We start from the raw sequence: 24,283 nt of genomic DNA, 5'->3' as shown, positions 1-24,283 counted from the left end.
CGATTTCCTCGGTCAGAGCATCGAGAATTGATCGGGTCGTTCCGGAAAAGATTCGTCTGTCACGAGGATCACCGCCGGCGACAACAGCGATGCGCATTATCGGATAAGGGAGAGCATCTTCTCCCCCTCCATCGCAACATTGCGCCGTCCCTTTGTTGCTGCAGCAAAGACCTCGCTCGCCCCTGCGACGACCCTGTCGTGCAATTCTATGCAGATCGCCTCAGTCTTGACGATCCAATCAATATTGTCGCTGAACAATGCGTATTCGCCGCCCTCTATGTCGAGCTTGATTATATCGACACCAGCCTTGCCATAGCGGGCCAGCAAGGCTTCGACCGAAACGCAATCGACCGTCGCAAGAACTGATGGCGTCGAAGCAGCGGGATCGGCGACTAGCGAATACCCCCACTCCCCCATGCCGCGATCATAGAGCTGCAATGCGCTTTGCTCGTACCGCAATCGCAGCATTGACCGGGATGATCGTCGAATAACGCCTGGTATTGCGCTCTAGCATCCTGAAATTGTCAGGGCTCGGCTCTACTGAAACGATAGTCGCATCGGGATAGGCTCGCGCAAAAACGATCGCTGCCGAACCGATATAGCCCCCGGCGTCGATGATAAAATCATGCTCCAAGCGCGGCATGCGTTCGATCAATTCATCAAATTCACCGCAAAGGGAATCGAGTGCTGCTTCGAGATCAGACGTTACCGCCCTGATCTCAATCGGAATGCCGCGAATAGTGATAGCGATCACGCGGCGGCGACGCAGGATTGTCGCCGTCAGCCAGTGCAGACTTGGTCCAAGCCCAGCTTCAGATCTCAGTCGGTTGAACCGCTTTATCGTCCGCTGCGCCTGGGTCCATAATCTCACCACCACTTCTCCGGCGCATGGTCGAACCCGGCGCGCTGCTGGATCGCGAGGCCAGCGTTCAGCACGCTTTGCTCGTCAAACGCCTTGCCGACCAATTGCAGCCCCAAAGGCAAGCCATCGGGGTTGAGCGTCGCCGGAACTGACATGGCTGGCAGGCCAGCAAGCGAGGCGGGCACTGCGAAGACGTCGTTCAGATACATGGTCAGCGGGTCGGCATCGAGCGATCCCAGTGGGAAGCTCGCCGTTGGCGTGGTCGGCGCGAGGATCAGATCACACTCTTCCCATGCCTTGTCGAAATCCTGCGCGACCAGTGCGCGCACCTTTTGCGCCTGATTGTAATAGGCATCATAAAAGCCTGCCGACAGCACATAGGTGCCGATCAGGATGCGGCGTTTGACCTCATCACCAAAGCCAGCCGCGCGGGTCTCGGCATACATGTCCTGCAAGCCAGCGCCCTCTGGCAGATCGCGCAAACCGTAGCGCACGCCGTCATAGCGCGCGAGATTCGAGGACGCCTCGGCAGGCGCAATGATGTAGTAAGCGGGCAGCGCATATTTGGTGTGAGGCAGCGAGACATCGACGATCTCGGCGCCTGCATCGCGTAGCCATTCCTTGCCCTGCTCCCAGCTCGCTAGGATTGCCTCATCGGTTCCGTCCATACGGTATTCGCGCGGAATGCCGACCTTTTTGCCTTTGAAGTCAGCTGACAAAGCGCCTTCCCAATCGGGCACATCGACTTTCAGTGAGGTCGCGTCCTTGGGATCGAATCCGGCCATCGCGCCGAGCATGATCGCGCAATCCTCAACCGAACGCGCCATCGGGCCGGCCTGATCGAGCGAAGAGGCAAACGCCACGACGCCCCAGCGTGAGCAGCGGCCATAGGTCGGCTTGATCCCGCAAATGCCGGTGAAGGCGGCAGGCTGACGGATTGAACCGCCAGTGTCTGTGCCGGTCGCAGCAGGCGCAATCCGCGCCGCGACGGCACTCGATGAACCACCCGAAGAGCCGCCGGGGCTCATCGCCGCATTGGTGCCTTCCTTACGCCAAGGCGAAGAAACGTTACCGAAATAGCTCGTCTCGTTCGAGCTTCCCATGGCGAACTGGTCGAGATTGAGCTTGCCCAGCATGCCAGCGCCCGCATCCCACAGGTTCTGCGAGACGGTGCTTTCATATTGCGGATTGAACCCCTCGAGGATGTGCGAGGCCGCAGTGGTTTGCACACCATGCGTTGCGAACAGATCCTTCATGCCGATCGGCACGCCGCCCATCGCGCCCAACGCTTCGCCCTTTGCGCGCTTCGCATCGACCGCGTCGGCTGCTGCGAGCGCTGCATCAGGCGTCGCGACGATAAAGGCGTTGAGCGCGCTTGCGGCCTCGACCGCCGCGTTGAAACCTTCCGCGACTTCGCGCGCGGTGAAATCGCCTGCCGCGACTCCATCGCGGATGGCCTTCACACCAAGATTGGTAACATCAGTCATTCTATTCGATCACCTTGGGAACACCGAAAAAGCCGTGCTCTGCAGCTGGCGCATTGGCGAGCACATCCTCGCGCCGCCCACCTGCTGTCTTCGGATCGGCATCAATCACATCGTCACGCAGGCGCAGGTCGTTTTCGATCACCGCGCTCATCGGCTCGACGCCGCTGGTGTCGACTTCACCCAATTGCTCGACCCATTCGAGGATATTGTTGAGCTCTGGCACCATTCGCTCAAGCTCATCATCACCCATCTTGATACGCGCGAGCCCGGCGATTTTGGCGACGGTCTGTTTGTCTACCGACATGGTCAGTCCTGCTTATTGCTGTGGAACAGGCGCCGCTTGCGGCTCGCCAGCGGGCGCGCCCTGCTGCGCTCCCAAGGCCTGCTGCAAGATGCCCAGTTTACGTTCGAATTCTTCGCGGCCCATGAAGTCGACAACCTCTAGATCAAAGATCAGATCGGCATCAGCCGGGATGGGAGAATTTGGCGGCGGAGAGCTGCCATAACCCTGATCGGCAGGAATATAGATTTCGTATTTGCCGCCTTTTTGCACCTGTTGCAGCGCTTGGTAAAAACCTGGGATCGTTGCGCCTTCCTCTACCGGGAATGGCGATCCTTCGGGAAAGATGCCCTCAACCGGTAGCGGGATCGGCGTGTATTCGTCGAACACTTCGCCGGTATCTGCCAGTTTTCCGGTATATTTGACGAACACCATGTCGCCCTCGCTAGGCATCGCGCCTTCGCCAGCGGTGATCGTATCGATGCTCAGCCCCTTGGGGATTGCAGCCCATGCAAGGCCGCCGCCAATCAGGATGGCAACGAGCACGCCAAGCCACAATTTGGATAGCGAGCCTTTGGCAATCGGCTGCAAGGGAACGCGGGTAACTTCGGCCATGAAATGATCCTGATTGAGTGAGGGCGCCTACAAAGCAAAAGGGCGCGGTATTGAACCGCGCCCTGATGGCTTATCACGTGTTGGCATTCAAGCTGATTTCGCCTGAATTGCCACGCAAATTACTTGATACCGTCGCGCTCCATGCGCTTACGCTCAAGCTTGCGAGCGCGACGAACGGCAGCAGCCTTTTCACGGGCGCGCTTTTCGCTTGGCTTTTCGTAGTGACGACGCAGTTTCATTTCGCGATAAACGCCCTCACGCTGCAGCTTCTTCTTGAGCGCGCGGAGAGCTTGATCGACATTGTTATCGCGAACCATGATTTGCATAAACGACTACTACCTTACCTTATCTCGCAACAGCGCCGAACCCCGCGAAACGCGCGGAATAGCGCAGAAAATGAATGTAACTTTGGTGCGAATCCCATGCAGGATCGCACTCACATGGCGGGGTATTAGCCATTACCGACTATTTTGGCAAGCATTTGCGCGATTCAGCCAGCCCGGTTGTAGGCCTCTTGCACCAGCGCTTTCACCTCATCGTCGAATTCAGCCGTGCTCTCCAACCTCACGCGGTGGCTGCACATCGCATTGTATGCCTCCAGCCGTCCGGCAGGCTCCTCGCCTTTCAACGCCAAGCCAAGATCGATGCGAGACTTCGTGGCCGGTGTGATCAAGGCGAATTGCTTCTTGCGCCGAAGGCTCACGCTGGCCTTCTTGGGTGCAATCTCGACATCGCCGCCGAGCGCATTGGCATAGAGCACGATCGCATCGTGGATCGGCTTCAGCCCCGCTTTCGCGCCAGAATATTGCTCTGCGACCAGATCAACCTCTTCATCGCTCTCCTTCGACTTCGAAATCAACAGATTGGCAAAGCCGTGCGACACGCCATACTCGCCCTTGAGCAGGCCCATGATCTCACCATGTTTTTGTAGGCCCGATTTTTCGATGATCTCGATCCAGTCCTGCAAGGACTTGCCCGTCTTTTCCGGAATGTTGGCGACCATCGTCGCAAGTTGCTGTTCTGGTGTAGCCATCACGCCCTCCCTCGTGCGAACCAGGTCAGGATAACAGATTTGAGTGCGACTATAAAATTCCCCTCATCGCAATGCGCAGATGACGAACGGCCTGACCGCGTCTAAGAGCCTCGCAATGTCTTCTTCTGTCTCTCCATTACTGGCCACGGGCTATGTCGCACTGGGCGGCGCGATTGGCGCTGCTGCGCGCTATCAATTGGGCCGCGCGGTGACGCACGCACTGGCTTCGCCCGGCGGTTTCCCGTGGGCAACGCTGAGTGTAAATGTGCTCGGCAGCCTCGCTATGGGCCTGCTGTTCGGCTGGCTCGCGCGCGAGGGCGGTGCGAATGAGAGCCTGCGCCTGCTCCTAGGCGTAGGACTGCTCGGCGGCTTCACGACATTCAGCGCGTTCAGCCTCGAATTGTTGCTGCTGTTCCAGCGTGGACAGTCAGGCCTCGCGGTCACCTATGCTGGCATTTCGGTGATCGCCGGTCTGGCCGCGCTCTATGCTGGCCTTGTGATCGTGCGAGGTGCGGCATGAGCAAGTCTGACGCAGATGCCAATGTCCGCCAGTTCACTGTTGGCGAGGACGATGACGGCATCCGGCTCGATCGCTGGTTCAAGCGCAATCTGCCGCAGATTGGCTTTGCAACCGTGTCGCGCTGGGCCCGCACTGGTCAGCTGCGGGTCGATGGCAAGCGTGCCAAGCCCGAAGATCGTCTGGCCGAAGGGCAGGTGCTGCGCGTTCCTCCAGGCGGCGAACAAAGGTCGGGCGGCAAGGCTCCAAAAAGTCGCCGCGAGTTGACCGCCGACGAAATTAGCCAAGCCAGAGATATGGTCATCCGCGAGACCAAAACCGCGATTGTACTGAACAAGCCTCCAGGCCTTGCCACCCAAGGTGGCAGCAAGACGACCAAGCATGTCGACGGGCTGCTTGATGCCTTTGTCGAGGATGAGGACACTCCGCGTCCGCGCCTCGTCCACCGGCTCGACAAGGATACGTCGGGCGTGCTGCTGATCGCGCGCACTCCGGGCGCCGCGGCGAGCTATTCCAAGCGCTTTTCCGGGCGCAGCGCGCGCAAGGTCTATTGGGCGCTGATCGTCGGCATTCCAGAAGTGCCGCAAGGGACTATCGACGCGCCACTAGCCAAGCAGCCGGGGACCGGCGGCGAGAAGATGCATGTCGATGAGGAGAACGGCCAGCCGGCCAAGACCCGCTATCGCGTCGTCGAGCGAGCAGGCAACCGCACCGCCTGGGTCGAGCTTGAGCCGCTGACCGGACGCACGCACCAGCTGCGCGTGCATATGGCGGCGATTGGACACCCGATTGTCGGCGATGGCAAATATGGCGGGCAGGATGCGTTTTTGACAGGCAGCATCAGCCGCAAAATGCACTTGCATGCGCGTCGGCTGATCATTTCCGAGCCCGGACGCGGGGCAACCGGTGGCAAGGAGACGGGCGGCGGCAGGCTGGACGTCACCGCGCCGCTACCAGAGCATTTCGCAGCCAGCATGGAAGCGCTCGGCTTTGACGAGAATGCGAGCGATGCCGATCCGCGGCTCGATCTCGCGCCGGAAAAGACGAAGGCAGAGAAAAAGCAGGCGGCGCGCCAGCATGCCAAGCAATACCGGAAGGATCGTAGGGGCGAGCGAAAATCCCGCACGAGCCGGTACGCGCGGCAATACCGGCGGCGACCCAAGAGGAAAGAAGCGCAAGCCCTCCAAGCGTTCGGGCAAACCCAATGGAAAACCAGCGGGCAAGCGCAAATGAGAGCGCCCCAAGGTAGACCAAAACTCGCCGTATTCGATTGCGACGGCACTCTGGTCGATGGGCAGGCCGATATCTGCGACACGATGGAACAAGCCTTTGCCCGCGCTGGGTTCGAACAGCCGAGCCGCAATGCAGTGCGCCGCATTGTCGGGCTAAGCCTGCCGGTGGCGATCCGCAAGCTCGCGCCAGGCCTTGGCGAGGATGACGTCCGCCATGTAGTCGAGTTCTACAAATCGGGCTATTTCGCGCGCCGTCAGGAAGGCTTGCTGCACGAGCCCTTGTTCGATGGGATGCGCGAATTGCTCGATGGTTTGCGCGAGGTCGGATGGCAGCTCGCGGTCGCCACCGGCAAATCGGATCGCGGGCTTGAGTCTGTGCTCGCCGCACACAATATTCGCGACCACTTTGTCTCGCTGCAAACCGCCGACCGCCACCCGTCCAAACCCCATCCGGCCATGCTGGAGGCCGCCGTGTTCGAGGCAGGCGCTCAGCCCGCCGACACTGTGATGATCGGCGACACGACTTTCGACATCGTGATGGCGCGCGAAGCCAATATCCGCAGCATTGGCGTCGCTTGGGGCTATCACAAGGCGCACGAATTGAGCGACGCCGGTGCATTGAGTGTCGCAAACACAATGGACGAACTCGGCGCCCAATTGGAGAGATTGCTGTGAGCGACCTGACACCGCAAGAGAAAGAGCAGCAAGCAATGCAGCGCGTCGGCATGATGAACGCTGCGCGCATCGTCTCGATTATCATTGCCATGATCGGCATCGCGATGACGCAGGGTGCGATCGAAGGATATCCCGACGCACTTGCCTATTTGCTTTGCTTTGCCGGAGCGATAGGCTTCTTCTTCGGACCTTACGCTTTGGTGCGCCATTGGAAGCGCGGCGAGCAGGATAACGACCGGCAATGAAGCGCTTCTATGAAGAGGTTAGCGTCACCCAAAACGGTGATGGCTGGCAAACTGCGCTCGACGGGCGCGGCATAAAGACCGTCAAAGGCGCGCCTCAAATTGTGCCAACCGAATCTCTCGCCAACGCGATGGCGCGCGAATGGGCCGACCAAGGCGAGGAGATAGACACGGCGTGCTTCATCTTTCGCGACATGGCCGACTACGCGATCGACATTGTCAGCGGCGCACGCGAGGAGACGATCGCCAAGCTGCTGAGCTACGGTGAGACTGACACGCTCTGCTATCGCGCTGACCCAGAAGACGCGCTTTACGCTCGCCAGCAAAAGGTGTGGGAGCCGCTGCTTGCCCAACTTGAAAGGAACGATGAAATCGCGTTCACCCGCGTGAGCGGCATCATGCACAAGCCGCAAAGCGAAGAAACGCTCGCTGGCCTAAAGGCCCGGATCACTGACCAATCGCCCTTCGCGCTCGCTGCGCTCGAAACCATCACCGCCCTCTCGGCCTCGCTCAGCATCGCGATCCTGTCGAACGAGCCCGATGCGGATGTGGAGAACCTATGGCTCGCAGCGTCACTAGAGGAAGAATGGCAGGCGGATCTCTGGGGCCGCGACCATGAGGCCGAAGAACGCCGCGCCAAGCGTCGCAACGACTTTCTTAAAGCGCATGAATTCCTGACGCTCGCCCGCAGCTAACCCGCAAAGCGCAGTCTATTCGGACTCGGCAGTGTCCGCTGCCGCAGACTGTTCCACCAAAGTACTGGCGAGCTCCTGCGCCACCTGGTTGGCCGCGCGGTTCAGGGCTTCGCCGACGGACAACGGATCGGGCGTCACGCCTTCCACCACAGCTTCGTAACGGCGCGTCGCAAAGCGGCTGTCATCTGACCCCTGATCGCTTGAAAAGATGGCATCATAGCGCACGATGACGGCTGAACGTGTCGCGTCATAGCCGAACTCGCGCAAGGTCCCGCGAATGGCGATCTTTGCGTTCAATGGCGCATCATCGGTGTCGAGCACCAGGACACCGCTGCGCGCTCTGATCGTTTCGCCGACCAATCGGCGGAAAAGGCGAGCGGGTTTCTCGACCCAAAACGCATCCTGCAAATAGGCGATTTCATTGGCGCTCACCTGCACGGGGATGCGGGTCACATCGAGCCGAGCCGGCACTTCAGGGGTCGCGACGAATATTGCGTCAGCGTTGACGATCGGGCCGCCCTGCCCGCTGGGCGCAGTCTCGCTCGCGGTCAGCGTCAGCAGGCTCTCGGGCGGCTCCGCGCCCAGGCTGAGACAGCCGGACAAAGCAAGCGCAGCCGGCGCAAGCACGGCCCATTTGAGCGCGCGCGTCATCGAATCAGAACGGTTGGGTGAACGGCTCATTCTGTCATGCCCCCTCAAGGCTCGTAATCCGGCAATGGTTGCCCCTGCAACAGCGCGCCGACACCGCGATCATCGAGCTTTTCCGTCACATTGCGCAGCGCACGACTGGTCGCGCGCAAATCCTGTAAAGTCGCCTCTGCATTTGGAATGGTGCTCTCGCGCAGTTGCCGCGCTGCGGGCCGCGTGTCTTCTAGCGTCTTGGCGAGCTCCGCCGCTGCGAGATTGGCCGAGGCGAGCGTACCGCGTAGTTCCTTCGACAAGGCCGGACCTTCGTTGTTCAAGAGATTGTCGGTCGAAGCGGTCACTTTCTCGAATGCATCAAGCGCCTGCGCAGCTTCGGCGAGTGCGTTTTCCAGCTCAGCAAAGGTTCCTTCCAGCCGAGGCGCTGCATTGGCCAGCTCGCCCGACAGGCGGTTGGTGTTGCTTAGGATACCGGAGATTTGTTCCTGATTTTCCGGCCCTAGGATCGTGTTCAATTGCTCGGTCAATGTCGCCAGCCGCTCAAGCAGCAATGGCGCGCTCGCAAAAATCTCGCCAATCCCGCCGCGTCCCGGCGGAATCACCGGACGTCCTTCGGGACAAGCGGTGGTTTCGCAGGTGATGGCAGGCGCATCCTTGCGCGCGCCATCGAGCAGGATCGTTGAAACCCCGGTGAAGCTTGCCTGTATTTGCGCTTCGGTGCCCACCAGGATCGGCACGTCTTCTTTGACACGAATGCGAACGCGCACAAATTCGGGATCATCTTGCGAGAGGGAAATCTCTTTCACTTGACCGACCGGAACACCGGCAAACGAGACTTGAGAACCGTTGGCGAGGCCGGAAACCGACTGCGCGTAAAAGATGTCATATTCGTTCTGCTCGCCCTGCCCCAGCCGCGCGATCCAGACGATGAAGGCTGCCAGCGCTGCCAACAAAACCAGCGTTACCGCTCCTACCCAAAGGTGATTGGCCCGTGTTTCCATTGGTTTCCCTATGAACTCAAGGGCGCTGGCTTGTCCATGCCTTTACCCTTTCGCCTGTTGTTCGCCGCGATCATGCGTTGCCAGTGCGGCGCGCCCGCGCGGGCCGTTGAAATAGTCTTCGATCCAGGGATGTCCGGTCGCGATCAGCTCTGGAATCGTGCCGACCGCCACGACCTGTCTGTCTGCCAGCACCGCCACCCGGTCGCAAATCTCGTAAAGCGTATCGAGATCGTGAGTGATGAGGAAAACGGTGAGACCGAGTGTCTCTTTAAGTTCCTTGGTCAGGTGGTCGAAGGCTGCTGCGCCAATCGGGTCGAGACCAGCCGTTGGCTCGTCAAGGAACAGCAGCTCCGGGTCGAGCGCGAGCGCTCGGGCCAGGCCTGCGCGCTTCTTCATCCCGCCCGAAAGCTCGGATGGGTATTTTGCCACGGCCTCTTCCGGCAGGCCGGAGAGCAGAACTTTATAGCGCGCGATTTCACGGCGCAGCTGCGGGTCGATGTCCGGGTAGAATTGCTTCAAGGGAACTTCGACATTCTCGCCCACTGTTAGGGTTGAGAACAGCGCACCGCCCTGAAACATCACCCCCAGCGGCAGCGCACACCGAGATCTTGGTCGGGATCTATGCCGGTGATCTTTCGTCCGAAAACCGAGATATCGCCGGCAGTGGGCGTTTGCAGCCCGATAATCGAGCGCATCAGGACAGACTTGCCGGTGCCCGAGCCTCCGACCACGCCGATGATCTCGCCTTCCTGAACTTCGAGTGAGAGATCCTCATGCACGACGAAATCGCCGAACTGATTCTTGAGGTTATGCACCACCACTGGCGGTTCGCCGCTGAAGCGCGGGTTGAGCGTATCGTCCATCAGCCCCACCCTACTTCGGTGAAGAACACCGCGAAGAACGCATCAAGCACGATGACCGCAAATATTGCCGAGACCACCGCATAGGTCGTGCGCCGTCCGACTTCCTCGGAATTCCCCTGCACGCGCATGCCGTGATAGCAGCCTGCGAGGCCAATTATGAGGCCGAAGACGGGCGCTTTGATGAGGCCCACCCAAAGGTCATGCGTTGGCACAACCTCCTGAATGCGCTCGAGAAACGTGAAGAAGGGTATGCCAAGGGCAAATTGCCCGACGACCGCGCCGCCGATGATCGCTACGATAGAGGCGTAGAAGCCCAGCAGCACCATCATGAATGTCGCGGCGAGAATGCGCGGGATCACCAGCCTTTCGACTGGAGAGATGCCGATTGTGCGCATCGCGTCGACCTCTTCGGTAAGTTTCATCGTGCCCAATTGCGCGGCAAAGGCGCTGCCTGAGCGACCTGCGACCATGATCGCTGTCATCAGCACGCCGAGTTCGCGCAGGGTGATCCGTCCGACAAGGTTCACCGTCAGCGTCTCGGCGCCGAATTGCGATAATTGCACTGCGCCTTGCTGGGCGATCACAATCCCGATCAGGAAGCTCATCAAACCAATGATCGGCAGTGCCGACACGCCGACCAGCTCCATCTGGCGCACCATCGCCTTCATAGGGAAGCGGCTTGGATTGGCGGCCAGCTGACCAAAGCCGATCAGCACGCGGCCCAGAAAGCCAACCACGCCGACGATTCCGGCGCGCATACCGAGCACCAATTCGCCCATCCCCTGCGGCACGCGCTCCCACACGGGCAGGCGCGGCGGGCGCAGTTCAGCTTCGTTTCCGGCGTCTTCAACCGCATCGAGCAGCCGCTTCGCGCGCTCGCTGGCGCCGACGATCTCGGCCTCATTGCGCGCGGCAAGGCGGCACATCACCCACGCGCCGATTGTGTCGATGTCCTCGACTTCTGACAGGTCTATGAGGTCGAACGCTCCGCCCAGCGCTTCAAGCTTATGATCGAGCGCGCCGATAGTGGAGACAAGCAACGAGCCTTGCAGCATGAGACGGGTCTGTCCCGTCTCCTCTTCATCGAGCGAAAATTGCGCTGCCCCTTCCATAGCCTCGCCAGCTATGCGGATAAATCGCCCAGCAAACAAGCCAGTAGTCGGCCCAAGACGCGAAACTCTTCGTTGCGTCGCACAATAGTGACTGTATTGGAGGGGTTTGAGGATTTGAGTTTTCTCGGCGGGACCGGAGCCTTCCGCGAGCAAAAGCGAGCACGCAAGCAGAACAATGACCGACAGACTGCCAACCACGTTCGATCCCGCCGATATCGAGGCGCGCTGGTACCAGCATTGGGAAGAAAAAGGCCTGTTCCGGCCTGAGCGTCCGGATGCGGAACCCTTCACCATCGTGAACCCGCCGCCAAATGTGACCGGGTCGCTGCATATTGGCCATGCGCTAGACAATACGCTGCAAGACATCGTCGTTCGCTATGAGCGGCTTCGCGGTAAGGACGCACTGTGGGTCGTCGGCACCGATCACGCCGGGATTGCCACGCAAATGGTGGTCGAGCGCCAAATGGAAGAGCGCCAGGACAAGCGCACCAATTATTCGCGCGAAGAATTCGTCGACAAGGTTTGGGAGTGGAAGCACGAAAGCGGCGGCACGATTACGCGCCAGCTGCGCCGGCTCGGCTGCTCAATGGACTGGTCACGCGAACAATTCACGATGGACGAGCACTTTACGAAAGCGGTGCTCAAGACCTTCGTCGATCTCTACAATGATGGCCTGATCTACCGCGACAAACGGCTGGTCAATTGGGACCCGAAGCTAAAGACCGCGATCAGCGATCTCGAGGTCGAAACGCAGGATTTGAAGGGCAGTTTCTGGCACTTCAAATATCCGCTGGAAGACGGCGTGACCCTATCCGATGGCCGCGATTACATCGAGGTTGCGACCACCCGGCCCGAGACGATGCTGGCCGACATGGCGGTCGCGGTTCACCCAAGCGACGAGCGCTATGAGAGCGTTATTGGCAAGCATGTCGTGCTGCCGATCACGGGCCGCAAAGTGCCGATTGTCGCGGACGAGCACGCCGATCCCGAGCTTGGTTCAGGCGCGGTGAAGATCACGCCGGGGCACGATTTCAACGACTTCGAAGTCGGCAAGCGCGCCGGGATCGCAGCGGGCGACATGCTCAACATGCTGGATGGCGATGCCAATGTCTGCCAGACCGCCGACGGGCTGGTGCCAGATGAATTCCTAGGCCTACACCGCTTCAAACGCGACGGCACGCCGGGCGCGCGCGAATTGGTGATCGAGCGACTGAAGGAGCAAGGCTTCCTCATCCCGCACATCACCAAGACCAAAAAGGGTGAGGAGCAAGAACTTGACGCCGAACCGCGCACCATCGCGACGCCCTTTGGCGACCGCGGCGGCGTGGTGATTGAGCCTTGGCTGACCGACCAATGGTATGTCGATGCGGAAAAGCTCGCGGCGAAACCGATTGAGCAGGTGAAGTCGGGCGAGATTGACCTCATCCCGCAAAGCTGGGAGAAAACCTTCTTCAACTGGATGGAGAACATCCAGCCGTGGTGCGTTTCCCGCCAGCTGTGGTGGGGCCACCGGATTCCGGCCTGGTTTGATGATCAGGGCGAGGTCTATGTCGCCCTGTCTGAGAAAGAAGCGCAAAGCAAAGCAGGCGCTGGCGTCACCCTAACTCAAGACCCCGACGTCCTCGACACGTGGTTCTCTTCCGCCCTGTGGCCTTTCGCCACGCTTGGCTGGCCCAACGAGACCGATCTGCTCGAAAAGCACTTCCCCAACAATCTGCTGATCAGCGGCTTTGACATCCTGTTCTTCTGGGACGCGCGGATGATGATGATGGGGCAGTACAATATGGGCAAAGCGCCCTGGCCTAAGCTGTATCTGCACGGCCTTGTGCGCGCGGCAGACGGCGCGAAAATGTCCAAGTCGAAGGGCAATGTTGTCGATCCGCTCGGCCTGATTGACGAGTTCGGCGCCGATGCGCTGCGGTTCTTTATGGCGGCGATGGAAAGCCAAGGCCGTGATATCAAAATGGATAATGAGCGGGTCAAAGGATACCGCAATTTCGCGACAAAGCTCTGGAATGCGACGCGTTTCTGCCAGTCCAATGGCATTGGCGCATCCAGCACCGTGAAAGCGCCGAAGGCGCGCATGGCGGTAAACCAATGGATCATCGGCGAAGTACAGCAGACACTTGATGCGCTGGACAAGGCGATGGCGGATCTCCGTTTCGATGCGGCAGCCAACACGATTTATCAGTTCACCTGGAGCCGGTTTTGCGACTGGTATCTCGAACTGATCAAGCCGGTTCTAGTCAAAGACGATATTCAGCCACCCGCATCCGACGCCGCGATTGCCGAAACGCGCGAAGTGGCCGGATGGGCGCTCGACCAGATCCTCGTCATGCTGCACCCCTTTATGCCCTTCATCACCGAAGAACTTTGGCATGCGCAAGGCACGCTTAACGGTATGGATCGTAGCGACTATCCGCTGATCACCGCCAAATGGCCTGATCCGCGCGCCGAAGTGTCAAAAGAAGCGACCGATGCGATTGACTGGACGATCGAATTCGTCGCCAATGCGCGCACCGCTCGCAACGAAATCGGCATCCCGCCCGGTACAAAACTGAAAGCCGTGATCCCAAATCCTTCGGAACTCGCGCGCAAGGTTCTGGGCGGCAACGGTGCCGCCGCCATGGAGCGGTTATCGCGTGTGGGGCCTTTCGTAATGACAGGGCAGATCGGCGATCAGAACCTGCCGGGTCCGGTTCCCAAACCGGCCATGGAAATTGCTGTTGGCAGTGATGTGATCTTAGTCGATCTGGCCGGGGTGATCGACATCGACGCAGAAAAGGCCCGTCTCGAAAAGGCGCTCGAAACCTCTCGCAAAGAGGTAAAGTCTTTGGAAGGCCGGCTTGGCAACGCCAATTTCGTGGAACGCGCCAAGCCAGAAGCGGTCGAGAAAGCAAAGGCCGACTTCGCGCATCACTCAGCCGAGGTCGGACGGCTCGAAGGCGCGCTCGCGCGGTTGGGGTAGGCCAATGCTACGCGCCTTCCTGCTCGTGCTGGCGGTGGCGATACCAACGGGGATCGCGTCGCCTGGAAAGGCGAAAGAAGTCGAAGAGCGGGTCATCGTCACCGGTGTGGTGCGCGACCTGGACTACTACCTCGCGCCGCTCAATGACGGCGACAAATTTTCACAATCGGTTCGAATGGCGGCTTGGCGTCAAGGCAAGGAACCGGTTGATACGACGATTTTGTGGGTATCATTCGAAGCGTCTTCGCTCGCTGAGCTTCAAGCGATTGCCGACCAGTTTCTTGAAAACGGCCTCGTCCGCTTCATGGTCAAAGACGGGGTCAACTTTCGCGGCGAAACGGGTGGCCCGCAATCCGCCCAGGCAGAGCTAGCCGTGGTGCTGCCGGCCTCACCCGATGATGAAGTGACGGCTGCGGCAAACAGCATCCTCAAGCCTGTCGCTTTCACCGATCCAGAGCTGGGTCAGTTTGATCCCCATGTGGGAATAATCGAGTTCTTCGGCCAGGTTCGCAACTGGAAGGGGCAGGAGCTGGTGCTGGAGGCGATTCTCGAACCAATGGGTCCCAACGCGCAAAATGCAGCTTTGTCGATGACGCGGCTCGGCTGGACCGAGCGCGAGGCAATTGACGCGCATATTCGCGAGGAGATCGCCGACCATATCTATTCAAACCAAGCCGAAAAAGTTGGCATCAGACTTGTCCCGATTGATGGCGGCGGTGACCATGGCGAGGAGGATGAACGACCGAGCTTGAGCCGCCAGGCGTTCAAGTCCGATCACAAGCTGACCAAGATATCGTGCTCGGCGCAGGATTACTGCGTGTTTGAATATACAGCTCAAGAATTGGAGTGGCATTGGAGCTACTTGGCGACCGTAAGGCGCAGCGAAGATGGCGGCTGGTATCTCGACGAATGGGATTTTCCGTGACCGCTTCGCACATTTCCTACGCTCGGCATTCGTGGCACCAGGACGGCATGGCTTTGGACACACTCAATCTTGCCTCGATTGTTCGCTTCACTCGATCAAAAGGCGTGTCTGTGAACGAAGGGGACTTTGCCTCAGGACCGTGTAACATGCGGTCCATGTGTGGCTTACGAGCGATGAGTGGAGGTGCAAATGGCTGACCTAGTGCTGGCCACAGACGACAACGGAAGGCCGGAGATCTTCGCCTCTCTCCAAGGCGAAGGGCCGAGCGCAGGCATGCCGGTCGCCTTCGTGCGGCTGTCGCGCTGCAACCTCGCCTGCACCTGGTGCGATACGGCCTACACCTGGCACTTCGAGGGTGATGAGCGCGAACACCGCGATGGTGTCACCTATGACCGCAAAGCCAATCAGGTGACGCTCAATGTCGGCGATGCCGCGATGCGCATCCTCGCGCTGAGGAAGAAGCGGCTCGTAATCACTGGTGGCGAACCCCTGATGCAGGCGGGCGCGCTGGCAGACTTGCTGGCTGAGCTCCCGGACATGGAGATCGAGATCGAGACCAACGGCACGACCAAGGCGAATGCGCATGTCGACATCCGCGTCGATCAGTACAATGTCAGTCCCAAGCTGGCGCATTCGGGCAATGACGCGGACCTTGCGCTGATCCCCGAGCGGCTCGATCACTATGCGAGCGATCCGCGCGCCTACTTCAAGTTCGTGATCGCCTCGCCCGAGGATGTTGACGAAGTGCTTGCCCTGCAAAAGCGCTATCGCTTCAAGCCGGGACACGTCTTCCTGATGCCTGAAGGGACGGACAGCGAGACGCTGCGAGCGCGCGAGGAATGGCTCGCGCCGCTATGCGTGAAGCACGGGTTTCGCATGTCAGACCGGCTGCACATCCACCTCTACGGGGATGAAAGAGGAACGTGATGTATAGGTCTTGGAACACAGAACGGGCCATAGGCCCGCAAGGCCAAGCGGCTGCCCAGAGCGACGCGATCTTTGATCGCATGAGCGAGGATATCGCACCCCGGATGGGGTGCGGAGCATTAAAACCCTAGCCTTGGCTACGCCAGCGCTGGACAACGCGGTCGACGACTTCCTCTTCACCGCCGGCCTCGTTCCAGAGCTCGACAAAGCTCGGGTCTTCAGACGCCGGACGCTTGCTCTCTTCGAGGTTATCGAAGCTCACGCGGATCGGAATAGCCACACCCTCGCCGCAGATGATGACCTCGCGGTTACGCAGTGCGGGGATGGAGTCGAGGAAACCGCGCGCGCCTTCCGGCATGGCTGCCTTTACGAAGGCTTGGTCGCGGTCGTTGTTGAGACGCATTGAGAGGATCGTGCCGCACTGCGACAGCACGCCTTCGGCCAAGTCGGATGGGCGCTGCGTGATGAGGCCGAGTGAGATGCCGTATTTGCGGCCCTCTTTTGCGATCCGGCTGAGAATGTCTGCAACGGATGAACCGTCGGCATTCTTCTCGCTTGGCACATAGCGGTGAGCTTCCTCGCAAACGAGCAGGATTGGACGCTGCTTCTCTTCGCGGCCCCAGATGGCGAAGTCGAACACGAGGCGGCTAAGCACTGCGACCACGGTCGAGGTGATGTCGGATGGAACGCCTGAAACGTCGATGATCGAGATTGGTTTGCCATCGCCTGGCATGCGAAACACCTTAGCGATAAAGTCAGCCATGGTGTCACCAACGAGCATGCCGGAGAACATGAACTGATAGCGCGGATCGGCTTTCAGCTCGTCGAGCTTGCCCTTGATCCGCATATACGGCGCAGACGAAGTGGCTTTGTCGAGCTTACCCATCTCGTCCTGCAGCTTGGTCGCAAGGTCGGACAGAAGATAGGGAATTGGCGAATCCGCTGTGATCTTGCCCATATGCTCGGCCAAGCGGTTCTTTCCCCGCGCGTGGAGCAAACACTTGGCGAGAATATCGGCATCAACCTGCCGCTCATTGCCATCGCTGGTGAGAAGAACTTCGCAGTGCTCCTCGAAGTTCATCAGCCAATACGGCATTTGCAGGTTTGACACATCGAGAATCTGGCCGGTCTGGCGGAACGCTGCGGAATACTCGCCGTGAGGGTCGATCATCACGATGTGACCCTTAGGCGCGGCCTCACAAATGCGGTGAAGGATCAGCGCGGCGCTGGTCGATTTACCGGTACCGGTCGAGCCGAGCAGCGCGAAGTGCTTGCCCAGCATCGCGTCGATATAGAGGCCGGCTCGGATGTCCTTGGTGGGATAGACGGTTCCGATCGTGATGTTGGCGCGGCCATCGCTGGCGTAGATTTGCTCAAGGTCTTTAGTCGTCGCAGGATAAACCATCGCACCCGGGACCGGATAGCGGGTCACACCGCGACGGAACCCATGGATACGGCCAGTCAGCTTCTCTTCCTGACCTTCACCGAGGAAGTCGATGCTCGCTGTAATGCTGTTTTCGTTGCGGCGATCTTTCTTTTGGTCGCGAACGTTGGCGAGCAGCCAAGCGTCACCAACGCGGATCTTGATCTGGCTGCCCACCTGACCGGCGAGCGCAATCGAAGGATCCTCATCTTGCATACATTGGTTGAGACGCTTCAAATCGACCGCGATTTGCGATCCCGCGCCCGAAACTTCGAGCACGATACCAATGGGGTGCTTGGAATTGTCCCACTCGGTATCTGTCTTTGGCTTTGACTGCGGTGGTGGAGACGCAGCAGGAGCCGTGCCTGCCTGCGAAGAGGCTGGTGGCTGGGTCGGAGCTGTCGACAGCTGCGTTGGTGTCTCTGATTGCGGCGGAGTCCCGGCGGGTTGAGGCGCCGGGCGAATTTGCGCAAGCGCTTCTTCCGCGCCATCGGTTGCGCGCGATCCACTGGCCTCTGACCGGCCAAATCCCTGATTACCCATATCATTCATGAGCTAGTCTTTCCCCAAACTCGTATCAGAGTGGGTGATGCGATATTTAGGTTAAGATCGCGTCAACAAAGATGAAGCGTGCCTTGTTACGTTTCGACTAAAGCCGGGCAAAGACGCGGCCAGCAAACCATCCCATGAAGACCGACAGCAAAATCGCCCCAAGACCGTAGAGCAGCGAGAAGCGGTCAGCCGCATAGACCACCCGACCTTCCAGCCCGACTTTCTCCACTTCGATATCCGCGGTTGCGCTCGCTAAAACCCTGCCATCGGCAATCGCGAAGGTCTCCGCCGTGTATCGCCCGGTCGTCACATTCGAGGGGAGCGAAATTCGCGCTTGGTACAGCACCTTTTCGGTGATCCGAACGCCGTCCATGTCCTGCTTGTAGAGACCCAGACGTTCGCGCATCTCGACAAGTCCGCTGGCAAATCGCAATTGTTCTTCTGGTTCGATCTCTCCGGAGGGGCTGAGCTGGATGAAATCTGTGCTTAGCTCATAAATTGCCGCCGTTCGCTCATCCACAATCTCACTGATCGGGCTTGAGGCAACAACCGCGAAAAAGGACGGGGCAGAGCGGAAGTCAGAGCTGCCCGCGTTCATCCAGATGCCGGCAATGCGTTCTTTTTCCCGCAGCCGGATCGCTTCCGTCGGTCCCTTTAGCACGACGACAATGTCGTATTCTGTGCCCCTTGCAGGTCCGGCGGGGTCAAGAATTGCACCGTAAAGCAAAAGGTTGGCCCCGGTGAAGCCTTGCCGAACCTCAACGCGGTTCTGACTTACCTCTGGGACCAGAATGGGCTCGCGCTGCGCAGACAGCGCAAATGCGGCAAACAGCACAAATCCGAGGCGAAATCCCAACTTCACAGCAAGTCTACCGTGTAGATTTCGTCCGGCTGGATGCCGAGGCCGTACAGCATTCGGAGCGCCACCAGAATAACAATCGCAGCCAAAATCAGGCGCAGCAGCTCAGGCCGTGCCTTTAAAGCGATCTGCGTGCCGAATTGCGCGCCCATTACCGATCCGAGTAAAAGCAATCCCGCCAAAACGATATCAACCGCCTTGGTGGTGAGCGCGTGTGTCATGGTCGTTACCATTGTCACAAACAGGATCTGGAACAGCGACGTGCCCACCACAACATTTCCGCTCATACCGAGCAAATAGAGCATAGCTGGCACGAGAATGAAGCCGCCCCCCACTCCCATCAGCATGGTTAGAATGCCAACCAGCACACCGAGAATCAACGGTGCCAAAGGCGAGATGTAGAGCCCGCTGCGGTAGAATCGCCATCGGATCGGCAGGCTGGCAACCATGGGGTGATGCCGACGTTTGCGCGGTTGCTTGCTAGCCCCTTCTCGAGGCCATAACGCCTCGATTGCCTCGCGCATCATCAGACCGCCAATGGTGCCGAGCATCACGACGTAGAGGATGTTGATCACGACATCGATCTGTCCAACCGCTTGCAAGAAACGGAACAGGAGCGCGCCAAACATCGCGCCCAAGACACCGCCGCCGACCATCACCAGACCCATGCGGTAATCGACACCGTTGCGCTTACTATGCGCAAGCACGCCAGAGACGCTCGCGCCGGTCACCTGCGTGGCCGCGGACGCTGCGGCGACCGTGGGTGAAATGCCGTAAAAGATCAGCAGAGGTGTCGTAAGGAAACCACCGCCGACGCCAAACAGGCCAGAGAGGATGCCTGTTATAAAACCCAATGCGACGATGACGAAACCGTTCACCGATAGATTCGCAATGGGTAGATAAACATCCATAGATTTGCACGTAACGCAGCGATAGCGCGGATAAAAGCCAATGCTGCGCCCAAGTCACCGGCTTTAAGGAAAGTGTGACTTGTCGGTCAGCTAAAAACGTGTCGAAAGTGTCGCTGCAATTCCTGAGGATGGAGCTGCATCTCCAGAGATCCGCTCGCGCCAATCGACGGAAATGCGGGCGGGCACCTGGCCGATGGTCAGGTCTATCCTCGCGCTTGGACCCAGGTCAGCGCGGTGTACACCATCCTGCGCACCAGCCCAGCCCGCTCCGCCGATGCTGAGTCTGGCCGAATTCGATTTGGATAGATCGAACTGTGCAACTTCGCGCGTGATATGCAGCTGGCCATCGACAAACGGAGTCGCGGCCTGACCCGTGACATACCCCCCTTGAGCGTAAAGCTCTGCTCGAGCGCCGAGCGGAAGTTTCGCAGCAGGCAGTTCAGTCGTGACAAAAGCTGCGCCTCGCAACTCGGTGTCAGTCGAACCATCGGTCAATCGAGCCTCGGCGTGGACCCGCAATGGGAGGCTTGCAATCGGACGGGCGGACAGGCCCATGGCGCCTTCGCTTTCACCATTGCTGACCAATGCGCGATAGCCGCGCAAATAAGCGAGCGGGTTGTGGCCCGATTGCGGTGCCAGTCGATATTGCAGCACGGCTCCTGCCTGGCTCGCGCCGTAGACTGGCACGCGCCCCTGCGAAATGAGAGACGAATTTGATCCCTCTCGCCAAAATGCCCAGGCGTCCACCGACCAGCGATCCTCGCCAGATGGCTTCGTATCCGTCGCTGGTAAACTCCACCCAGCGCCGGGACGATCCTGCATCGCAGCGGCGGAAGATCTTGAAAAGCTCCACGCGTCTTCGACCGCACGCGGAATGGGAATTTGTGCCATAGCAGCCATCAACAGCATCTGATGACCAGCAGCGACCCGGGGACGCGCAGAAAACAGATTTTCGTAGACATGTTTCTGGTCTGCGAACGGCTTTGCAAAGGTTAAGACGGGCGAAGCCAGTTGCGGCGGAGAAAATGCTGTCGGCTGCATCTCTGCATCCTCCGATGCACGCAACGTCGCCGATCCGGCTTCATTCTCTGCGAGCAACACTTCAGCAACTTCGCTGATATTGGCGGGAAGCGCGAACGGGCTTTCCCACAGCATTGCCCGCGCGCCGACCCACGCTGTAAGCACCGCAGCCAGCATCATCAGTGGCGCGCCACGGCGGGATTGAGAGGGATGCATCATACGGACTGCTCCCGCATTGCGCCCGGACCCATCGGGTGGGCATTGTGATGGGTCTTGTCCCATACCACCGCACTGCCGCGCAGCGAACGGATATAAGCAAATACAGCGCGCCGTCCTGCCATAATCGAAATGATATTGGTGACCGGAATGCGCACTATCGCCATCAGCCCTTCCGCGATGCCGTATATCCGCGTGGTGAAGGCGAAGCGCCACATAGAGCGCCACGCAAAGGCGGCAAGATTGACCCACAATAGCGTCTTGAGCGCCGGTGAGAGCGGCAATGTATGTGCCGTCCCGAGTTGCGACGCTCCCCACACGAGTGCTGACACAGCGAGCAATAGGTACCCCATCAATAGCACCAATGCCGTCAGTGGCCCTCGCCGGTCGCGGGTTCGCATCCAGCTTTCAAGGATGCCGCCGGACCAGCCAATCCGGTCCCAGCCCTGCAGGGCAATTCCATGAACCCAGCGCGTTTTTTGGCGAACGACGGTGCTGAGACGGTCCGGGAAAAAGGCTCGCGTTGCGATAAGCTGCCCGTCATCACCGCGCGCGCGCAAGAACCTCGAACGACCGCCCATAGCAGCCACGCTTAGACCCATCTCATAATCTTCGGTCAGTGAATCAGTGGCAAAGGGTAGGCGGTCGAGGTTGCGCAGACGCAATTGCTCGAGCGCACCGCGCTCGATCGCTGCCCCAACGCCTGCTCCGGGTAAGCCGACGCCAAGCGAGTCCCGTACGACCATCGCCTTGGCGTGTGCTTCGGCAAACTCCTCGCAATAATGGCTGCCGACCAGCATGCTGTCCGGTTGAGGCATGGGTTGAACCGGGAGTTGGACGAATTGGGCACCACCCGCATGATCGCCAATCGCTTGGTCAAGCAGGCCGAGCGCAGCAGGATCGACCATATCCTCAGCATCGTGGAATACGACCATGTGCGCGCGCACTCCGCGCCGCTTCTCGTCATCTCGCAGAGCCAGATAGAGCCGGTTCAGGCAATCCGCCTTGGTCGTGGGCCCGTCCCGATCATGAATGACGATCCTTAGACGCGGGTCGCCGTTTGCCGCTTGCATCGCGGCTTCGATCGTTGCCAGATCATTGCGGTAGCAGCCGATATAGAGCCGCACGGCGGCCTGCGGCCAGGCTTTCAGCACATGAGCGATGGTAAAGCCAATAACATCGGATTCGTGCCATGCCGGTATGAAGATCGCCGCATCGCCTGAAAGGGCGCTATTTTGCAGCGCATTTCGATCAAGCCTCGACGTCTTTGCCCGACCTGTGATTTTCATCCACAGCCAAACCAAGTCGACAGCCAAGTCGTCCGCTGCGCCAATCAAAAAGAAAATACCCGCGAAAAGCAGTAATTCATGTTGTAGCAGCACCAATAACTGCCACACATTGAAGTCAAACACGTACAAGCCCCCACCGCCCGATTGCAGGCGAGCAGACTATCGTGCTCTGTTTAAGCTTGCAACGGGGGAAAGTTTTAGAGATGGGGGCCAGCAATCATGGCCCAAACAAATTCCCCTATTCGTAGAATTTTCGCACCGGTGCGCTCTTTGTTCGTCGGAGACGCCTCCGCCGGCATCCTGCTTATAATGGTCGCTGCGACCGCAATGCTCGCGGCCAACTCGCCTTTGGCAGCAGACTATCGCAACCTGTTCTACGGCGATCTGGCATGGACGCCGATTGCGAAGCTCGATGATCTGCACCTGTGGATCAATGATGGCTTGATGGCGATCTTCTTCTTTGTCGTCGGGCTTGAGGTGAAGCGGGAGCTTATTGCCGGTCAGCTTTCCGATCCAGCGGCGCGCCGATTGCCGATGCTGGCAGCTGCAGCGGGCATGGGTGTCCCTGCACTCGTCTACATCGCTGTGTCTGGCGGCGGTGAATATTCGAGCGGCTGGGCGATTCCTGCGGCCACGGACATTGCATTCGCGATGGGCGTACTCGGCCTGCTTGGCAGCCGCGTCCCGGCGTCGCTCCGGCTGTTCCTGCTTACGGTCGCGATTGTCGACGATATCGGCGCGGTGATGGTCATTGCGGTCTTCTACACGCCAACAATCAAGCTAGTTTGGCTTGTTGCCTCAATTGTTGTGTTCGGTCTGATGATTGCACTCAACCGCATGAAGGTGAGCGTATTTGCCCCCTACATCCTGCTTGCGTTGGTGCTCTGGTACTGCGTGCTCAACACCGGGGTTCACGCAACGATTGCCGGTGTTCTTGCCGCGCTTACCATTCCGATGCGGCGCGCCGATGGTAACTCCATGCTCGAGCGGCTTGAGCATGGCCTAGCCCCCTGGAGCGCCTATTTAGTCGTTCCGGTCTTCGGCTTTGCCAATGCGGGCGTATCGCTGGCGGGCATGGGGATCGGCGCATTGCTGGCTCCGCTTCCCGTCGCGATTGCGGCGGGCCTCGTCGTGGGCAAACAATTGGGCATTTTCACTACGATCCTGATCGCCGAGAAAACGGGTTTCGCGGCCCGGCCTGAGGGAGCAAGCTGGCCCGAGATTTGGGGCATCTCAATCCTGTGCGGGATCGGCTTTACCATGAGCTTGTTTATCGGCGGCCTTGCCTTCCCCACCCAGCCTTTGCTGGTTGAAGAAGCAAAAATCGGCATCCTGACAGGGTCAGCAATTTCGGCGATCTTGGGTTTCGTGGTCTTGCGACTGACGACCGTTCATCCCGAAGCGGAATGCAACGACCAAGGCAATCAGCCCAGCAAGGGCTGATTGGCGCGCGCGCCGAAATGCAGCTGCGCTCACCAGCTACCGGTGTTCTCCATGCTGGCCCATGGTTCCACAGGCTCGAGATGGCCTTCCTGAAGCAATTCGATTGAGATACCGTCCGGCGTCTTTACGAAGGCCATGTGCCCGTCGCGCGGCGGGCGATGGATCGTATACCCTGCATCCATAATGCGCTGACACGTCTCATAAATGTTATCGACGCGATAGGCGAGATGACCGAAATTGCGCCCACCATCGTATTTCTCAGGCTCACTGCCGTCTTCGGGTGGCCAGTTGTAGGTCAGCTCTACCTCGGCCACGCCCTCTTGGCCCGGCGCTGCGAGGAAAATCAGAGTAAAGCGCCCGGCTTCGACATCGAAACGCCGCACTTCTTCCAGTCCGATCAGCTTGAAGAAATCGACTGTCGCATCCGGATCTGTCACGCGGATCATGGAATGGAGGTATTTGGTCATAGATCTCCCTTTGAGTTCAAACTCAGT

24 protein-coding genes and 1 pseudogene are annotated in these 24,283 nt (G+C 59.3%); 8 read left to right on the top strand and 17 right to left on the bottom strand.

All coding sequences use genetic code 11. The annotated features are described in order from the left end of the window. Positions 1 to 96: 96 nt before the first annotated feature. The 7 genes from ACZ1GU_RS03760 to ACZ1GU_RS03730 form a co-directional block, all read right to left on the bottom strand. The gene (locus tag ACZ1GU_RS03760; protein ID WP_472646760.1) at positions 97 to 438 is read right to left on the bottom strand and encodes an FkbM family methyltransferase; all 342 of its coding nucleotides are present in this window, start codon (positions 436 to 438) and stop codon (positions 97 to 99) included. Beyond that, on the bottom strand, positions 425 to 871 hold the full coding sequence (locus tag ACZ1GU_RS03755) for an FkbM family methyltransferase (RefSeq protein WP_472646759.1): 447 nt from the start codon (positions 869 to 871) through the stop codon (positions 425 to 427). The genes ACZ1GU_RS03760 and ACZ1GU_RS03755 overlap by 14 nt, the downstream gene beginning before the upstream one ends. Further along, positions 868 to 2,349: an Asp-tRNA(Asn)/Glu-tRNA(Gln) amidotransferase subunit GatA gene (gene gatA, locus ACZ1GU_RS03750; RefSeq protein WP_472646758.1), complete on the bottom strand. Its 1,482-nt coding sequence runs from the start codon at positions 2,347 to 2,349 to the stop codon at positions 868 to 870. Before gatA ends, ACZ1GU_RS03755 begins: the two co-directional genes overlap by 4 nt. 1 nt (position 2,350) lies before the next feature. Beyond that, positions 2,351 to 2,653: an Asp-tRNA(Asn)/Glu-tRNA(Gln) amidotransferase subunit GatC gene (gene gatC / locus ACZ1GU_RS03745; RefSeq protein WP_472646757.1), complete on the bottom strand. Its 303-nt coding sequence runs from the start codon at positions 2,651 to 2,653 to the stop codon at positions 2,351 to 2,353. Positions 2,654 to 2,665: 12 nt separating this feature from the next. Beyond that, on the bottom strand, positions 2,666 to 3,244 hold the full coding sequence (locus ACZ1GU_RS03740) for an FKBP-type peptidyl-prolyl cis-trans isomerase (protein WP_472646756.1): 579 nt from the start codon (positions 3,242 to 3,244) through the stop codon (positions 2,666 to 2,668). A gap of 119 nt (positions 3,245 to 3,363) precedes the next feature. Then, a complete protein-coding gene (gene rpsU, locus ACZ1GU_RS03735) occupies positions 3,364 to 3,570 on the bottom strand; it encodes a 30S ribosomal protein S21 (RefSeq protein ID WP_006834591.1) in 207 nt (68 codons plus the stop codon). Positions 3,571 to 3,734: 164 nt separating this feature from the next. Then, entirely contained in the window at positions 3,735 to 4,277 is a 543-nt protein-coding gene (locus ACZ1GU_RS03730; RefSeq protein ID WP_472646755.1) for a DUF5655 domain-containing protein, read from the bottom strand. 115 nt (positions 4,278 to 4,392) lie between these two features. Between ACZ1GU_RS03730 and crcB the strand changes: the two genes are divergently transcribed. From crcB to ACZ1GU_RS03710, 4 genes are read left to right on the top strand one after another with little or no spacing between them, the layout of a single operon-like run. Continuing rightward, complete coding sequence (gene crcB / locus ACZ1GU_RS03725) at positions 4,393 to 4,797, top strand: fluoride efflux transporter CrcB (RefSeq protein WP_472646754.1); 405 nt, start codon at positions 4,393 to 4,395, stop codon at positions 4,795 to 4,797. Further along, complete coding sequence (locus ACZ1GU_RS03720) at positions 4,794 to 6,701, top strand: RluA family pseudouridine synthase (protein WP_472646753.1); 1,908 nt, start codon at positions 4,794 to 4,796, stop codon at positions 6,699 to 6,701. The genes crcB and ACZ1GU_RS03720 overlap by 4 nt, the downstream gene beginning before the upstream one ends. Further along, complete coding sequence (locus tag ACZ1GU_RS03715) at positions 6,698 to 6,946, top strand: hypothetical protein (RefSeq protein WP_472646752.1); 249 nt, start codon at positions 6,698 to 6,700, stop codon at positions 6,944 to 6,946. The genes ACZ1GU_RS03720 and ACZ1GU_RS03715 overlap by 4 nt, the downstream gene beginning before the upstream one ends. Continuing rightward, complete coding sequence (locus tag ACZ1GU_RS03710) at positions 6,943 to 7,638, top strand: ATP12 family chaperone protein (RefSeq protein ID WP_472646750.1); 696 nt, start codon at positions 6,943 to 6,945, stop codon at positions 7,636 to 7,638. Before ACZ1GU_RS03715 ends, ACZ1GU_RS03710 begins: the two co-directional genes overlap by 4 nt. 15 nt (positions 7,639 to 7,653) lie before the next feature. Here the strand turns inward: ACZ1GU_RS03710 and ACZ1GU_RS03705 are convergent, their stop codons facing one another. The 4 genes and pseudogenes from ACZ1GU_RS03705 to ACZ1GU_RS03690 form a co-directional block, all read right to left on the bottom strand. Further along, positions 7,654 to 8,319, bottom strand: a complete 666-nt coding sequence (locus ACZ1GU_RS03705) for an ABC-type transport auxiliary lipoprotein family protein (RefSeq protein ID WP_472646749.1) — start codon at positions 8,317 to 8,319, stop codon at positions 7,654 to 7,656. 14 nt (positions 8,320 to 8,333) lie between these two features. Continuing rightward, positions 8,334 to 9,281, bottom strand: a complete 948-nt coding sequence (locus ACZ1GU_RS03700; protein ID WP_472646748.1) for an MlaD family protein — start codon at positions 9,279 to 9,281, stop codon at positions 8,334 to 8,336. Positions 9,282 to 9,323: 42 nt separating this feature from the next. Then, positions 9,324 to 10,144, bottom strand: a pseudogene (locus ACZ1GU_RS03695) (ABC transporter ATP-binding protein). Continuing rightward, complete coding sequence (locus ACZ1GU_RS03690; RefSeq protein WP_472648703.1) at positions 10,144 to 11,256, bottom strand: ABC transporter permease; 1,113 nt, start codon at positions 11,254 to 11,256, stop codon at positions 10,144 to 10,146. The pseudogene ACZ1GU_RS03695 and the gene ACZ1GU_RS03690 overlap by 1 nt, the downstream one beginning before the upstream one ends. 175 nt (positions 11,257 to 11,431) lie before the next feature. On the opposite strand from ACZ1GU_RS03690, the gene ACZ1GU_RS03685 reads away from it, so the two are divergent. The 3 genes from ACZ1GU_RS03685 (at position 11,432) to ACZ1GU_RS03675 (ending at position 16,076) form a co-directional block, all read left to right on the top strand. Beyond that, a complete protein-coding gene (locus ACZ1GU_RS03685) occupies positions 11,432 to 14,224 on the top strand; it encodes a valine--tRNA ligase (protein ID WP_472646747.1) in 2,793 nt (930 codons plus the stop codon). Positions 14,225 to 14,228: 4 nt separating this feature from the next. After that, positions 14,229 to 15,149 (top strand): hypothetical protein, encoded by a 921-nt coding sequence (locus tag ACZ1GU_RS03680; RefSeq protein WP_472646746.1) that lies wholly within the window; start codon positions 14,229 to 14,231, stop codon positions 15,147 to 15,149. Positions 15,150 to 15,338: 189 nt separating this feature from the next. After that, positions 15,339 to 16,076, top strand: a complete 738-nt coding sequence (locus tag ACZ1GU_RS03675; protein WP_472646744.1) for a 7-carboxy-7-deazaguanine synthase QueE — start codon at positions 15,339 to 15,341, stop codon at positions 16,074 to 16,076. 127 nt (positions 16,077 to 16,203) lie between these two features. Here ACZ1GU_RS03675 and ACZ1GU_RS03670 read toward each other — a convergent pair whose 3' ends face one another. The 5 genes from ACZ1GU_RS03670 to ACZ1GU_RS03650 all read right to left on the bottom strand — a co-directional run bounded on the left by ACZ1GU_RS03670 (position 16,204) and on the right by ACZ1GU_RS03650 (position 22,469). Then, complete coding sequence (locus tag ACZ1GU_RS03670; RefSeq protein WP_472646743.1) at positions 16,204 to 18,051, bottom strand: ATP-binding protein; 1,848 nt, start codon at positions 18,049 to 18,051, stop codon at positions 16,204 to 16,206. 97 nt (positions 18,052 to 18,148) lie between these two features. After that, positions 18,149 to 18,913 (bottom strand): TIGR02186 family protein, encoded by a 765-nt coding sequence (locus ACZ1GU_RS03665; RefSeq protein WP_472646742.1) that lies wholly within the window; start codon positions 18,911 to 18,913, stop codon positions 18,149 to 18,151. After that, positions 18,910 to 19,821, bottom strand: a complete 912-nt coding sequence (locus ACZ1GU_RS03660) for a sulfite exporter TauE/SafE family protein (protein WP_472646741.1) — start codon at positions 19,819 to 19,821, stop codon at positions 18,910 to 18,912. Before ACZ1GU_RS03660 ends, ACZ1GU_RS03665 begins: the two co-directional genes overlap by 4 nt. Positions 19,822 to 19,911: 90 nt before the next feature. Beyond that, entirely contained in the window at positions 19,912 to 21,021 is a 1,110-nt protein-coding gene (locus tag ACZ1GU_RS03655) for a hypothetical protein (RefSeq protein ID WP_472646740.1), read from the bottom strand. A gap of 35 nt (positions 21,022 to 21,056) precedes the next feature. Continuing rightward, positions 21,057 to 22,469: a glycosyl transferase family protein gene (locus ACZ1GU_RS03650; protein WP_472646739.1), complete on the bottom strand. Its 1,413-nt coding sequence runs from the start codon at positions 22,467 to 22,469 to the stop codon at positions 21,057 to 21,059. A gap of 96 nt (positions 22,470 to 22,565) precedes the next feature. Between ACZ1GU_RS03650 and nhaA the strand changes: the two genes are divergently transcribed. Next, on the top strand, positions 22,566 to 23,789 hold the full coding sequence (gene nhaA / locus ACZ1GU_RS03645) for a Na+/H+ antiporter NhaA (RefSeq protein WP_472646738.1): 1,224 nt from the start codon (positions 22,566 to 22,568) through the stop codon (positions 23,787 to 23,789). 29 nt (positions 23,790 to 23,818) lie between these two features. Here nhaA and ACZ1GU_RS03640 read toward each other — a convergent pair whose 3' ends face one another. Continuing rightward, positions 23,819 to 24,256: a VOC family protein gene (locus tag ACZ1GU_RS03640; protein WP_472646737.1), complete on the bottom strand. Its 438-nt coding sequence runs from the start codon at positions 24,254 to 24,256 to the stop codon at positions 23,819 to 23,821. Positions 24,257 to 24,283: the final 27 nt, after the last annotated feature.

Source organism: Erythrobacter sp. HA7-11 (assembly GCF_055693605.1).
The sequence above is the reverse complement of the archived record's forward strand: the minus strand, read 5'-3'. Positions and strand labels throughout refer to the sequence as shown.

What these genes read in the sequence shown, in the direction of transcription:
- gatA (WP_472646758.1), bottom strand. Translation starts at nt 2,349, where the DNA reads ATGACTGATGTTACCAATCTTGGTGTGAAGGCCATCCGCGATGGAGTC.
- gatC (WP_472646757.1), bottom strand. Translation starts at nt 2,653, where the DNA reads ATGTCGGTAGACAAACAGACCGTCGCCAAAATCGCCGGGCTCGCGCGT.
- ACZ1GU_RS03740 (WP_472646756.1), bottom strand. Translation starts at nt 3,244, where the DNA reads ATGGCCGAAGTTACCCGCGTTCCCTTGCAGCCGATTGCCAAAGGCTCG.
- rpsU (WP_006834591.1), bottom strand. Translation starts at nt 3,570, where the DNA reads ATGCAAATCATGGTTCGCGATAACAATGTCGATCAAGCTCTCCGCGCG.
- ACZ1GU_RS03730 (WP_472646755.1), bottom strand. Translation starts at nt 4,277, where the DNA reads ATGGCTACACCAGAACAGCAACTTGCGACGATGGTCGCCAACATTCCG.
- crcB (WP_472646754.1), top strand. Translation starts at nt 4,393, where the DNA reads ATGTCTTCTTCTGTCTCTCCATTACTGGCCACGGGCTATGTCGCACTG.
- ACZ1GU_RS03720 (WP_472646753.1), top strand. Translation starts at nt 4,794, where the DNA reads ATGAGCAAGTCTGACGCAGATGCCAATGTCCGCCAGTTCACTGTTGGC.
- ACZ1GU_RS03710 (WP_472646750.1), top strand. Translation starts at nt 6,943, where the DNA reads ATGAAGCGCTTCTATGAAGAGGTTAGCGTCACCCAAAACGGTGATGGC.
- ACZ1GU_RS03705 (WP_472646749.1), bottom strand. Translation starts at nt 8,319, where the DNA reads ATGAGCCGTTCACCCAACCGTTCTGATTCGATGACGCGCGCGCTCAAA.
- ACZ1GU_RS03700 (WP_472646748.1), bottom strand. Translation starts at nt 9,281, where the DNA reads ATGGAAACACGGGCCAATCACCTTTGGGTAGGAGCGGTAACGCTGGTT.
- ACZ1GU_RS03690 (WP_472648703.1), bottom strand. Translation starts at nt 11,256, where the DNA reads ATGGAAGGGGCAGCGCAATTTTCGCTCGATGAAGAGGAGACGGGACAG.
- ACZ1GU_RS03685 (WP_472646747.1), top strand. Translation starts at nt 11,432, where the DNA reads ATGACCGACAGACTGCCAACCACGTTCGATCCCGCCGATATCGAGGCG.
- ACZ1GU_RS03680 (WP_472646746.1), top strand. Translation starts at nt 14,229, where the DNA reads ATGCTACGCGCCTTCCTGCTCGTGCTGGCGGTGGCGATACCAACGGGG.
- ACZ1GU_RS03675 (WP_472646744.1), top strand. Translation starts at nt 15,339, where the DNA reads ATGGCTGACCTAGTGCTGGCCACAGACGACAACGGAAGGCCGGAGATC.
- ACZ1GU_RS03670 (WP_472646743.1), bottom strand. Translation starts at nt 18,051, where the DNA reads ATGAATGATATGGGTAATCAGGGATTTGGCCGGTCAGAGGCCAGTGGA.
- ACZ1GU_RS03660 (WP_472646741.1), bottom strand. Translation starts at nt 19,821, where the DNA reads ATGGATGTTTATCTACCCATTGCGAATCTATCGGTGAACGGTTTCGTC.
- ACZ1GU_RS03655 (WP_472646740.1), bottom strand. Translation starts at nt 21,021, where the DNA reads ATGATGCTGGCTGCGGTGCTTACAGCGTGGGTCGGCGCGCGGGCAATG.
- nhaA (WP_472646738.1), top strand. Translation starts at nt 22,566, where the DNA reads ATGGCCCAAACAAATTCCCCTATTCGTAGAATTTTCGCACCGGTGCGC.
- ACZ1GU_RS03640 (WP_472646737.1), bottom strand. Translation starts at nt 24,256, where the DNA reads ATGACCAAATACCTCCATTCCATGATCCGCGTGACAGATCCGGATGCG.